General features: G+C 40.3%; 13 protein-coding genes. 9 read left to right on the top strand and 4 right to left on the bottom strand.

Going from position 1 to position 13,077, the window contains the following annotated elements:
- Nucleotides 1-208: 208 nt before the first annotated feature.
- The 3 genes from MTN96_RS37105 to rph form a co-directional block, all read right to left on the bottom strand.
- Nucleotides 209-340, bottom strand: a complete 132-nt coding sequence (locus MTN96_RS37105) for a diacylglycerol kinase (protein ID WP_138687202.1) — start codon at nt 338-340, stop codon at nt 209-211.
- A gap of 106 nt (nt 341-446) precedes the next feature.
- Nucleotides 447-1,091, bottom strand: a complete 645-nt coding sequence (gene pyrE / locus MTN96_RS36085; RefSeq protein ID WP_069438930.1) for an orotate phosphoribosyltransferase — start codon at nt 1,089-1,091, stop codon at nt 447-449.
- A 14-nt stretch (nt 1,092-1,105) separates the two neighbouring features.
- A complete protein-coding gene (gene rph / locus MTN96_RS36090; protein ID WP_036980403.1) occupies nt 1,106-1,819 on the bottom strand; it encodes a ribonuclease PH in 714 nt (237 codons plus the stop codon).
- A gap of 178 nt (nt 1,820-1,997) precedes the next feature.
- On the opposite strand from rph, the gene MTN96_RS36095 reads away from it, so the two are divergent.
- The 6 genes from MTN96_RS36095 (at nt 1,998) to MTN96_RS36120 (ending at nt 8,386) form a co-directional block, all read left to right on the top strand.
- Nucleotides 1,998-2,858: a YicC/YloC family endoribonuclease gene (locus MTN96_RS36095; protein WP_069438929.1), complete on the top strand. Its 861-nt coding sequence runs from the start codon at nt 1,998-2,000 to the stop codon at nt 2,856-2,858.
- Between the two features lie 116 nt (nt 2,859-2,974).
- Nucleotides 2,975-3,595: a guanylate kinase gene (gene gmk / locus MTN96_RS36100; RefSeq protein WP_069438928.1), complete on the top strand. Its 621-nt coding sequence runs from the start codon at nt 2,975-2,977 to the stop codon at nt 3,593-3,595.
- A 125-nt stretch (nt 3,596-3,720) separates the two neighbouring features.
- Nucleotides 3,721-3,996, top strand: a complete 276-nt coding sequence (gene rpoZ, locus MTN96_RS36105; protein WP_008108220.1) for a DNA-directed RNA polymerase subunit omega — start codon at nt 3,721-3,723, stop codon at nt 3,994-3,996.
- Between the two features lie 127 nt (nt 3,997-4,123).
- Nucleotides 4,124-6,229, top strand: coding sequence for a bifunctional GTP diphosphokinase/guanosine-3',5'-bis pyrophosphate 3'-pyrophosphohydrolase (spoT, locus tag MTN96_RS36110; protein ID WP_069438927.1), 2,106 nt, complete (start codon nt 4,124-4,126; stop codon nt 6,227-6,229).
- A 12-nt stretch (nt 6,230-6,241) separates the two neighbouring features.
- Nucleotides 6,242-6,634, top strand: coding sequence for a RidA family protein (locus MTN96_RS36115; protein WP_013466064.1), 393 nt, complete (start codon nt 6,242-6,244; stop codon nt 6,632-6,634).
- A 147-nt stretch (nt 6,635-6,781) separates the two neighbouring features.
- Nucleotides 6,782-8,386, top strand: coding sequence for a DUF342 domain-containing protein (locus MTN96_RS36120; RefSeq protein ID WP_069438926.1), 1,605 nt, complete (start codon nt 6,782-6,784; stop codon nt 8,384-8,386).
- Nucleotides 8,387-8,419: 33 nt separating this feature from the next.
- Here MTN96_RS36120 and asnA read toward each other — a convergent pair whose 3' ends face one another.
- The gene (gene asnA / locus MTN96_RS36125) at nt 8,420-9,415 is read right to left on the bottom strand and encodes an aspartate--ammonia ligase (RefSeq protein ID WP_013466066.1); all 996 of its coding nucleotides are present in this window, start codon (nt 9,413-9,415) and stop codon (nt 8,420-8,422) included.
- 185 nt (nt 9,416-9,600) lie between these two features.
- On the opposite strand from asnA, the gene asnC reads away from it, so the two are divergent.
- Genes asnC through recG form a run of 3 tightly spaced genes read left to right on the top strand, consistent with a single transcriptional unit; the run spans nt 9,601 to nt 12,926 of the window.
- Entirely contained in the window at nt 9,601-10,059 is a 459-nt protein-coding gene (gene asnC / locus MTN96_RS36130) for a transcriptional regulator AsnC (RefSeq protein ID WP_024601823.1), read from the top strand.
- Nucleotides 10,060-10,100: 41 nt separating this feature from the next.
- Nucleotides 10,101-10,787, top strand: coding sequence for a tRNA (guanosine(18)-2'-O)-methyltransferase TrmH (trmH, locus tag MTN96_RS36135; protein WP_069438925.1), 687 nt, complete (start codon nt 10,101-10,103; stop codon nt 10,785-10,787).
- Between the two features lie 57 nt (nt 10,788-10,844).
- Nucleotides 10,845-12,926, top strand: a complete 2,082-nt coding sequence (gene recG, locus MTN96_RS36140) for an ATP-dependent DNA helicase RecG (RefSeq protein WP_069438924.1) — start codon at nt 10,845-10,847, stop codon at nt 12,924-12,926.
- The last annotated feature ends 151 nt before the right edge of the window (nt 12,927-13,077 follow it).

Here is a 13,077-nt window from a genome sequence, read left to right on the forward strand (position 1 = left end):
GCTCGTGCCTCGCTATGCGTTGCCCTCTGCCGTCTCAGTGGGGTCGCATTATAGGGAGATCCGAAAACAGATCAACCTTTTTTTGAAGAAAACTTAAAATAAATGACTGTTCGCTGGATATTTGAACGATAGATGCTAAAAACACAACATAACTATCAATTTATTAACAATAAACGCGGTATTTAAGCGTTTAACTGTGAGGTAGCCCTTAAATGTGTGAAAGAATGATCATCATGATCACCAATAGGAGAGTAACCGCTGCAGATCTTATATCTTTAGCTTGATCCGATGGAACATTAATCTCTGTACTTATACGATCTGCTAATGCTTTTATGGCTATAGTTGGATTTAATCACTCGACTATGAGAATTAACTCGCTTTAACTATTCGTGCGAGTTCTGCTAAATTTTAAACAAAATAAAGCCCCGCTTTTGCGAGGCTCTTAGTTATGCTACACCGTATTGATCTCGGTATGCTTTTACTGCCGCTAAATGCTCATCCATGGTTCCTTGATTTTCAAGGTAACTGATTAGATCAGCCAATTTAACAATAGAAGTTACTTGAGTATTAAAGTCACGCTCTACTTCTTGTATTGCTGAAAGCTCAGCTTTACCTTTTTCTTGGCGATCAAGTGCGATTAAAACACCACTTAAATCTGCGCCATTTTCAGCAATAATTTCCATAGATTCGCGAATTGCAGTACCTGCAGTGATCACATCATCAACTAGCATTATCTTACCTTTAAGCCCAGAACCTACTAAGCTGCCACCTTCACCGTGTGCTTTTTTCTCTTTACGGTTAAAGCAGTAAGGCACATCTTTGTTGTAATGATCAGCTAACGCAACTGCGGTAGTTGTTGCAATTGGAATACCTTTATAAGCGGGACCAAATAGTACATCATATTCAATTGCTGCATCTTCAAGTGCCGCTGCATAAAAACGGCCTAAACGTGCTAAATCACGTCCTGTATTAAAAAGGCCTGCATTAAAAAAGTATGGACTTGTACGGCCAGATTTTAAGGTAAATTCACCAAACTTTAATACCTGCTTTTCTAAAGCAAATTCAATAAACTCTTTTTGATATTCTTTCATCGCTGATTACCTATTTATGCTAGTGCTTGTTTTTGTACATCTATAATTTCACGAATTGAGTGCTTAGCGAGTGTAAGTAGCTCATCAAGTTCGTCAAACGAGAAAGGCTCGCCTTCAGCAGTCCCTTGTACTTCAATAATTTTACCTGTTTCAGTTAAAATTACATTCATATCGGTTTCAGCAGCTGAGTCTTCAAGGTATTCTAAATCGCTAATCGCTTGGCCTTTATATATACCAACTGAAATAGCCGCGATCATATGCTTAAGTGGATTTGAATTAATCATCCCTTTTGCACGCATGTAAGTAAGTGCATCAACGAGTGCGACACATGCACCACTAATTGATGCTGTACGTGTACCGCCATCAGCTTGAATAACATCACAATCGATAGTAATGGTGTTTTCACCTAACGCTTTTAAATCAACCGCGGCACGAAGTGCACGTGCGATTAAGCGTTGAATTTCCATAGTACGACCGCCCTGCTTACCGCGCGATGCTTCACGGCCATTACGAGTATGTGTTGAACGAGGTAACATACCGTATTCAGCCGTAACCCAACCTTTACCTTGGCCTTTCATAAAGCGTGGTACACCAGCTTCAACCGTTGCTGTACACAAAACTTTAGTATTTCCAAACTCTACTAATACTGAACCTTCAGCATGCATAGTGTAATTACGTGTGAATGTAACCGGTCTAATTTGATTAGGTGTTCTTTCGCTTGGACGCATTAACGATCCCCTTAATTCTGAATTTGCCACATTATAAGTCGATGTGGTGCCAGATGCCATGTTCATTTACATAATTAACTGCATCAGAAAAGCACATTTCAGAAAATTTACGCTAGAGGTTAAAAGCTGATTCGGTATAATCAGTCAACTTTGTATTTAAAAATGTAGGAAATCATCCATGATCCACAGCATGACAGCTTATGCGCGCCGCGAAATTAAAGGCGAATGGGGCACTGGCACGTGGGAAATTCGTTCAGTAAACCAACGTTACCTTGAAACATTTATTCGTGCACCAGAGCAATTTCGTGGCATGGAGCCCGTTATTCGCGAGCGTCTGCGTAAGCATTTACAGCGTGGTAAGGTAGAGGTCTTCTTAAAATTTGTCGCAAATCCCGCACATGTTGGTGAATTATCAATTAATCAGTCGCTGGCGGAGCAGTTAATTAATAGTGCTAAGTGGGTTCAGCAACAAAGCAGTGGTGACATTAACCCTGTGGATATTTTACGTTGGCCTGGTGTTATGGAAGCACAAGAAATTGATATGGATAGTGTAAATACGGCACTCATTACTGGCCTTGACCAAGTAATTGAAGACTTTAAATCTGCACGTGGTGATGAAGGTGCAAACCTTGAAGAAATGATAGCTACACGATTAACCGCTATTTTAGAACAAGTTGATATCGTTGAAGCACACATGCCAGAAATTACTAAATGGCAACGTGAAAAGTTAGTACAAAAACTTGAAGATTTAACAACAAATATTGATGAGTCACGCCTTGAACAAGAACTGATTTACCTTGCACAAAAGCAAGATGTTGCTGAAGAGCTAGACCGCTTAAAGTCGCACGTTAAAGAAACACGCAAAATCCTGAGTAAAGGTGGTGCTTGTGGTCGTCGTTTAGATTTTATGATGCAAGAGTTTAATCGTGAAGCAAACACCCTCGCCTCTAAGTCAATCAACAGTGACATCACCAATGCCGCGGTAGAGCTAAAAGTATTGATTGAGCAAATGCGTGAGCAGATTCAAAACATTGAGTAACTTTTTTTGGTTTTACCACTCACTTGAGCATAATTAGCTAAATAAAGTACAATATAATAATTGAAGGCTTGAGCTGTTTATAGTTCGAGCCTGTTTATTTTTAGATAGAGAAAATAATGGCACACTCTCGCGGAAACTTATTTATTTTATCTGCGCCTTCTGGGGCGGGTAAATCGAGCTTAATAAATGCATTACTAAAAAAGCATGCTGATATGAAAGTATCGGTATCGCACACTACCCGCGCACCGCGCCCTGGTGAAAACGATGCAGAACACTACCATTTTGTATCGGTTGATGAGTTTAAGGCACTAATTGCCAAAGATGACTTTTTTGAATGGGCGCAAGTATTTGATAATTATTACGGTACTTCTAAACAAGCCATTGAATCACAGCTAGCCGCTGGCATTGATGTGTTTTTAGATATTGATTGGCAAGGCGCTCGCCAAGTTCGAAAAATAATGGATGACGTAAAAACTATCTTTATTTTACCGCCGTCAAAGCAAGAGTTAGAGCAACGTTTAAATAACCGTGGCCAAGATTCAGCTGAAATTATTGCCGGGCGTATGGCACAAGCTCAATCAGAAACCTCTCATTACGATGAGTATGACTTTGTTGTTGTGAATGATGATTTTAATACTGCTTTAAGTGAAATAGAAAGTGTTGTTATTGCACAGCGATTAACGCTAAAAGCGCAAACCACGCGTCATCAAACTTTAATTAATGAGCTACTTAAATAATCTAAATTATGATTAATTTTCGGTTCATGCCTTAAAATAGATAAAAATTAACCACTGGCTATTGGCGAAACTTGCTGCGTGCAGTAAACTACGCCTTTGCTTTTAAATTATTTTGGAGTGCTAAGATGGCTCGCGTAACAGTTGAAGATGCAGTAGATGCAATTGGTAATCGTTTTGACTTAATTTTAGTTGCGGCCCGTCGTGCCCGCCAAATTGCTGTTGGTGGTAAAGATCCACTGGTAGATCCTGAGAACGATAAGCCAACAGTTGTTGCTTTACGTGAAATCGAACTTGGTTTAGTTGATAATTCTTCAATGGATGTTATTGACCGTGAAGAACAACAACACCAAGAAGCGGCAGAACTAGCTGCTGTTGCTGCCATTGTTGGTGGCAACCAATAATCAACCGCCCGGTTTGATTTAGCTAACGGCATAGTATTTCGACTATAGCCGTTGGCAATCCTTTGTTTTCATCGTATATTCGTAACTTATCCTAACTTATTTGCTTCACGAGAACATTGGAGTGTGAATGTATCTTTTTGAAGGTCTTAAAAAGAAAATCTCAAAATACTTGCCAGCAGACGATGTTGAGCTAGTTCAAAAAGCTTATGTGGTAGCCCGAGAGGCCCATGAAGGTCAAACTCGCTCAAGTGGCGAACCTTATATTACTCACCCCGTTGAAGTCACTCAAATATTAGCTAGCATGCACCTTGACCATGAAACGCTCATGGCAGCATTGATGCACGATGTGATTGAAGATACTGATTTTAGCCAACAGGATTTAGCTGAAATATTTGGTGAAACGGTGGCTGAACTCGTTGAAGGTGTGAGCAAGCTTGATAAGTTAAGCTTTAAAGATAAAAAAGAGTTTCAAGCTGAAAACTATCGAAAAATGATTATGGCAATGACCCAAGATATTCGGGTTATTTTAATCAAGTTGGCTGATAGAACGCATAACATGCGAACATTAGGCGCACTTCGTCCTGATAAACGTCGCCGTATTGCTCGCGAAACTCTAGAAATTTATGCGCCGATTGCTAATCGTTTAGGTATTCACGATATAAAAAATGAGCTAGAAGACTTAGGTTTTCAAGCGCTGTATCCAATGCGTCATCGCGCACTTAAATCGCAAGTGGCTAAAGCGCGTGGAAATCGCAAAGAAGTTATTTCAAATATTCAAACAGAAATTGAAGCACGCCTTGAAGAATCAGGCATAAAGGCCACCGTATCAGGCCGTGAAAAGCATCTATACAGTATTTATAAAAAAATGCTTAACAAAGAGTTACTGTTTAACGAAGTCATGGATATTTACGCTTTTCGTATTGCGGTGGATTCTATGGACACCTGTTATCGCGTACTTGGTGTAGCTCATAACTTATATAAGCCAATTGAAACCCGCTTTAAAGATTATATTGCTGTACCAAAAACTAATGGCTATCAATCACTTCATACTTCTTTGGTTGGCCCGCATGGTATTCCTGTTGAAATTCAAATCCGTACTCACGATATGGATCACATGGCAGACAAAGGAGTCGCGGCTCACTGGATGTATAAAAAGTCTGGCGACAATGCGGGCCACACTGCGCAGCAGCGTGCTCGCCAATGGATGCAAAGCTTACTAGAGTTACAGCAAAGTGCGGGATCATCATTTGAGTTTGTTGAAAACGTTAAAACCGAACTCTTCCCTGAAGAAATTTACGTGTTTACTCCTGATGGTCGCATCGTTGAACTGCCAATGGGCGCGACTGCGGTCGACTTTGCTTATGCCGTTCATACTGATGTTGGCAATACTTGTGTAGGCGCACGCGTTAATCGTAAGCCTTACCCTTTAAGTAAAGCCATTGATACTGGGCAAACAATAGAAATTATTACTAGCTCAGGCGCTCATCCTAACGCAACATGGCTTAACTTTATTGTTACTGGTAAAGCGCGACTGGGCGTACGTAACTACCTTAAAAGCCAACAGCATGAAGAAGCATTATTATTAGGTCGTCGCTTACTTGATTCAGCCCTAGGTGAGAACAAGTTTGATAACCTGCCAGCTGAAAATATTACGCGAGTGCTTGAGGAGCATGAACTCTCTTCAACCTTAGAGCTACTTGTAGAAATTGGCTCAGGTAATTTAATGAGCATGCTGATTGCCAAACGCTTATTACAAAACGATAACGATGACTTAAACGATATTGCTAAACGTGCAAAAGCAACCATTATTGGCACTGAAGGTATGTTAGTTAATTATTCTAAATGTTGTCGTCCAGTGCCTGGAGACGCTATTACAGCCCATGTCAGCCAGGGTAAAGGTTTAACGGTTCATCGCCAAGAGTGTAAGAACATTCGTGGCTGGGAAAATGATCGTTCGAAATACCTTGTCGTAAAATGGGATGATAATCCAGAAAAAGAATACATTGCGGCTTTACGGGTAGAAATTATTAACCACCAAGGTGCGCTGGCTAAATTAACCAATGTGGTCGCAACGACACAGGCCAATATTGTAGAAATAGCTACCGATGAAAAAGAAAGTAATTTATACGTGATAGACTTAGGGATAACAGTTAAAAACCGTATCCACGTCGCTAATATCATGCGTCGTATACGTGTGATGCCGGATGTACAAAAAGTCTATCGTAAAAAATAAAATAGGAACATCATGAATAAAGCATTTATATCAACGGATAAAGCACCTGCAGCGATTGGCACATACAGCCAAGCAGTGAAAGTGGGTACAGCGGTTTATTTATCTGGCCAAATTCCACTTGTCCCTGAAACAATGGACGTTATATCTGAAGACTTTAGCGAGCAAACACACCAAGTATTTAAAAATATTTGTGCGGTTTGTGAAGAAGCTGGCGGCACCATTCAAGATTTAGTAAAAGTAAATATTTACCTTACTGATCTTTCAAATTTTGCCATTGTTAACGAAGTAATGAGCCAATATTTTAAACAGCCTTATCCTGCTCGCGCTGCTATTGGCGTTCGTGCACTACCTAAAGGTGTACAAGTAGAAATAGACGGCATTATGGAACTTCCTTCAACAAACTAACCTCTATAAGCTATGAGCGCCGCTCATAGCTTATATTCCAATCTGTAACTACACTTTGATGAATTCTTGACTCAAAACTAAAATTCTAGCACTCTGTAATCACGTTATTTAATTAAACCTTACTTTAGTAGTAGAAAAGGATGACTTGTGTTTAAGCTTGCTAAAAATGGCAATGTATTGCTCGATACGAGTAAATCTGCACCCGCCAGTGCTGCTTTTATCATTGAAGCAATTGAACAATCGCCTTACAGCGAGTGTGAAATCAATCATGACGCCATAAATAACTATTTCAGCAGTGCAACACCTGAACGTATATTAGTTGTTGCAACACGTCGTGATGCCACCTTAAGCGTGAAGATAAGTGATGATAAAATGCTAGCCACGGGCACGCTCACTCTTGCTAAAGGGGGAGCAACACTGAGTTTTGATGAAGCTAAAAAAGAATTAGTTAAAGCGCACGTTGCGAGAGGTTATAAGCAAGCATTTTTAGAGCAACTTTTACAAAAGCAATCTGAACTCCCATCTGGCTCCATAGTCAGTGGTCCACTCGCCAAAGGGCGCTTACCTATAGACGGTAAACCAACTAAATTTAACGCAATGGTTCAAACACTTAAAGATCGTCTCAAAGCCCCTAAATTAAAAGAAGATGGCAGTGTAGATATGCGCGACTTTGGTAAGTTAGCAAGTGTAAAGCCAGGTGAGTTACTAATACAGCAACAACCCGCTACACCAGGCCAAGAAGGGTTTACCGTGTTAGGCGACGTATTACCTGCAAAACCCGGACAGGTTCATACTCTAATTGCAGGTGAGGGCACTGAAATCTCAAAAAATAATCCGATGGAATTACTCTCTACGATTGCTGGCGTGCCGGTTGAAATAAATAATGGCATGCGTGTTGACGATATTTTTACTGTCAACGATGTGTCGGTAAAAACAGGGCATATCGACTTTGAAGGCAGTGTGATAGTGAGTAAAAATGTAGAGCCAGGTATGCGTATTAATGCAACGGGCGACATTACCGTTTTTGGTACGGTTGAATCTGGCGAATTAACCGCAGGAGGCGATATAACTGTAAAACAAGGGGTAATTGGCCATCAAAAGCCTGAAGATAAATCACTGTCTTGTAAAATAATATGCGCAGGCGATTTCCATGCTTCACACTCTCAATATTGTTACATTGAAGCTAAAAACATTCTGCTTGACCGTCAAGCTAGCCACTGCTCAATGAAAGCAAAGAGTACAATACAAATTGGTCAATCCGAGTTGTCTAAAGGAAAGCTATTTGGGGGTGAAATTCTAGATGCTACTAAACTGATTGCCGGCGAGATAGGTAATGAATCTGGCGCTAAAATGGTAATTAATTTAGCGGCTTCAGCCAATGAAATGACTAAAGAGATTGATAAATCTTTTAGTGAACTAACAGCAACAAATGAACAAGTTGATAGTTTACAAGCGGCTTTAGAAAAAGCAGATTTAATTAAAGATGCAGATAAAAAAAATGAACTCATAAATAAAATTGGCACCACGCAGCTACACCTTAGTCAGCAAGCAGCACAATTAGAAAAGCAAGTAGCAGGTTTAGAGCAAAAACTGAATACGTTACTCGATGAAGCCATGTTAACTGTGAATGGCGTTTTACATTCGGGTGTAGAGATCCATATCTTCAATAAACTGCTTAAAACGACCCGTAACTTCCCACCGAGTAGTGTTAAGTTAGAAAATAACAAAATAGAAATTGAATTTAAAACTTAATAATAAGGGGCTGTTAGTAACAGCCCCAACTTTTTATAGTAAACCGTCTACACTTGTATAGGTTTGCGCTGGCCACACACCTACCTGCACTTGCCCTATATGTTGTTTTTGTAATAACAGCATCGCTAAACGAGATTGACCAATACCACCGCCAATTGTCTGTGGAAGCTTACTTTCTAGTAATGCCTTATGCCAGTCAAACTCTAAACGGTCTTCATCTCCCGTAATACTTAATTGAGTTTGCAATACTTCAGGGCTTACACGAATTCCCATCGATGAGATTTCGAAAGCGTCTTCAAGCACTGGGTTCCATACTAAAATATCACCATTTAATCCCATGTACTGCTCGCATGTCGGGGTTGACCAATCGTCGTAATCTGGCGCTCTCACATCATGAATTTTGCCATCACTTAATGCTCCCCCAATACCAATTAAAAATACAGCGCCATATTCTTGAGTAATCGCCTTTTCACGCTGCTTGGCTGTGAAATCTGGGTACATTTTACGTAATGCTTCACTATGTACAAAAGTAATCTCTGTAGGTAAAAATGGTGTTAAACCAAAGCTGTCACTAACATATTTCTCAGTGGCTTTAATACCTTGGTAAATAGTTTCAACCGTTTGCTTCAAAGTAGATAAAGAACGCTGCGTACTTTCACAAATAACTTGTTCCCAGTCCCACTGATCAACATACACAGAATGGATTGGGCTTAGTGAATCTTCATCAGGTCGCAACGCTTTCATTTGTGTGTAAATTCCTTCACCTTTAGAGAAACCATACTCACCCAAGGTTTTTCGTTTCCACTTTGCTAACGAATGCACAACTTCGTAACGGCTATCTGTAATGGCTTTAACATTCACCGCAACAGCGTTCTCGTGTCCACTTAAGTTATCCTGAGTACCGTCACCTACCTTAGCTAAAATAGGTGCCTGCACCTCAATTAAGCCTAATTTTTGCTCTAATTGCTGTGAAAAAAACTGTTTAACTTTACTTATTTGCTGCTGCTGCTGCACATAGTGTGAACTCATAATAATTGGCCTCATTCCCAGTTATTGTATTGGCGACTCAGCGCTTAGTAGCGCTTCAATATGGTTATCGTAACAATTAAATGGTTTAATTCAATAACCCATAACAAAAATAGCTTTAAGATATTAAAACCATTAAAAAAATGGTATAAAAACAACAAATACAATAATACAAAGCAGCTAAACCTATGGAAAATTATCAAATCGATAATCTAGACAAACAGATTCTGCATGCATTAATGGATAATGCACGTACACCCTATGCTGAATTAGCAAAGCGTTTCGGTGTCAGTGCAGGAACAATTCATGTGCGGATTGAAAAAATGAAACAAGCGGGGATCATTACAGGTACCCAATTAACCATTAGTACCAAACAGCTTGGCTACGATGTATGTTGTTTTATCGGCATTAATTTAAATAATGCCAGAGACTACCCACAAACTCTGATTAAGCTTGAATCATTAGAAGAGGTTGTTGAAGCATATTACACCACCGGTAATTACAGTATTTTTATTAAAGTAATGACTCGCTCGATCGATCATCTACAAGATGTATTGATCAATAAAATACAAGCAATAGAAGCTATTCAGTCAACCGAAACCCTGATCTCATTACAAAACCCGATTAGCCGAACAGTGGTGCCTTAAGGTGAAAAATCTCGTATAATCTGCCGAAAAAGAGGACCCCCATGCAGCAAACTCGTTATCAAAGAATTGAAAGTGTACTTTCACGTCGTCAAACCGATCTTACCGTGTGTTTAGAAGACGTACATAAACACCATAACTTATCTGCCATAGTCAGAACGGCCGATGCTGTTGGTTGCCATCATGTGCATGCAGTCTGGCCAGAAAAGCAAAAGTGGCTAACCAATAATACCTCAGGTGGCAGTAAGAACTGGTTAAACACACACCTTCACAGGAACATAGATGATGCCGCAGCCAGTATCCGTGCTCATAACCCCGATGTACAAATTTTGGCAACTCATTTAAGTGAAGATGCCGTCGATTTTAGAGAAATTGATTACACTAAACCCACTGCAATTATTGTCGGCCAAGAAAAAACGGGGATCTCAGAAAAAGCGCTCGAATATGCAGATCAAAACATTATTATTCCAATGCAAGGCATGGTGCAATCATTAAATGTATCCGTTGCAGCAGCATTAATCTTATTCGAAGCACAACGTCAACGTGAGTTAGCTGGATTATATAATAGAAATATGCTGAGTGAAGAAATAAAACACCCAATGTATTTTGAAGGCTGCCACCCAATTATTGCAAGGCAGTGTAAGCAAAAGAACTTACCTTATCCCGCACTTGATGAGCATGGCGAAATCGTTGCGGATGAACAATTTTGGCAGACATTAAAACATACTTGATGCATATACAGTGTATAAGTACACTTAACTCACTAAATAACAATAATTGAGCCTACTTTGTCTAAACCTAGCTTAAGCCAATACCCAATCACAGAACTTAAAGGCGTAGGCCCTAAAATGGCTGAACGACTTTTAAAGCTAGGCATTACCACAGTGCAAGATATGCTTTTTCATTTACCGCTAAGGTATGAAGACAGAACGCGTATTTATGCTATTAGTGAGCTTACCGTACATAGCCATGTAACGGTTCAAGCAACCATTGAAACAAGCCAAATTACCTTTGGTAAAAGGCGTATGCTAGTTTGCCAAATAAATGATGGAACAGGTAGGTTAACTCTACGATTTTTTAATTTTACCGCAGCACAAAAAAACGCATTTAGCGCGGGTAAAATAATTCGCTGTTTTGGCGAAATACGTCGCGGACGTGTTGGCTTTGAAATGAGTCATCCTGAATACAGTATTAGCGACACTTTTGAACAGCAACCAACATCATCAACACTTACGCCAGTCTATTCAACAACCGAGGGGTTAAAGCAACTCTCTATCAGGGCGTTGAGTGAACAGGCAATAGAATTGCTTCAAAAATACGCAGTAGAAGAGCTACTACCTCAACAATGGCAACCATCGCAACTACCGTTAAGTGATGCGTTATTACTATTGCATCGCCCCCCTAATGACGTTGATATCATTGCACTTGAACAAGGGACTCACCCAGCACAACAACGGCTCGTTTTTGAAGAGTTGTTGGCTCAAAATCTCAGCCTCTTAAAAGTAAGAGAGCAAGGACAACAAGTTAAAGCTATTGCCCTTGAGCCCACTAATCCATTAGAAGCACAATTTCTAGCACAATTACCCTTTGCGCCAACCAATGCACAAAGCCGTGTAGTATCAGAAATTAAAACAGACATGCAACACGCTTACCCTATGATGCGACTTGTCCAAGGGGATGTAGGCTCTGGTAAAACATTAGTCGCAGCCCTGGGCGCTTTAACTGCGATAGCACAAGGCTATCAGGTCGCATTAATGGCGCCAACAGAGATATTATCAGAGCAACACGGAATCAACTTTTCCAACTGGTTTGAAAGCCTTGGAATAACGGTTGCTTGGCTAGGCGGTAAAACAAAAGGAAAAGAGCGAGTTAATACCCTTGCTATGATCGCCTCCGGTGAAGCGCAGATGATTGTGGGTACCCATGCTTTATTTCAAGATGAAGTAAAATTTAACAATCTCGTACTTATCATTATTGATGAGCAACATCGCTTTGGGGTTCATCAACGTTTATCACTGCGTGAAAAAGGGCGCTTTGGTGATTGTTACCCACATCAACTAGTAATGACAGCAACACCTATACCACGTACGCTCGCGATGACTGCTTATGCAGATTTAGAAACCTCAGTGATCGACGAATTACCACCAGGGCGAACTCCTATTACCACTGTTGCCATCCCTGATACCCGCAGAGATGACATCATTAGTCGAGTGAAACTTGCCTGTAATGAACAAGGTCGACAAGCTTACTGGGTATGTACTCTTATAGACGAGTCTGAAGTATTACAATGCCAAGCAGCTGAAGACAGCGCTTTACAATTAAAAGAAGCCTTACCTGAACTTAATATTGGTTTAGTCCATGGGAGAATGAAAGCCACTGAAAAGCAAGCCATTATGAGTGAGTTTAAAACGGGGAACATTCATGTACTTGTCGCAACAACCGTAATCGAGGTCGGTGTTGATGTCCCCAATGCGAGCCTAATTATCATTGAAAACCCAGAGCGCTTAGGTTTAGCACAGCTTCACCAATTACGAGGCCGTGTAGGACGTGGAGCAACCGCATCGCATTGCGTTCTTTTATACCATGCACCACTTTCTCATACTGCACAGAAGCGATTAGGAGTACTGCGCGACAGTAACGATGGCTTTGTTATAGCAGAACGTGATTTAGAAATACGCGGCCCAGGTGAAGTACTTGGAACTAAACAAACCGGTTTAGCCGAATTCAAAATCGCTGATTTAACACGCGATAAACAAACACTCAATCAAGTAAGGCCCATCGCACAACAAATGCTTAAGCAATATCCTCAGCATATAGACCCACTTATTCACCGCTGGTTAGGTAATAAATCAAACTACGCACAAGCATAGTCGGTTTTTAAACTTTACTTTTCACTTCATCATCCAGACTTATACCAATTCGCTTAATTAAGCGGTCTAATTTAAGGCAGGAAAAACGGGTTGATAGCTAGGCAAAAAATTCGCTATTTAGTTGTTCTAAATGAGAATTTTTTAACACAGA

The organism is Pseudoalteromonas sp. 2CM28B, from assembly GCF_023161935.1.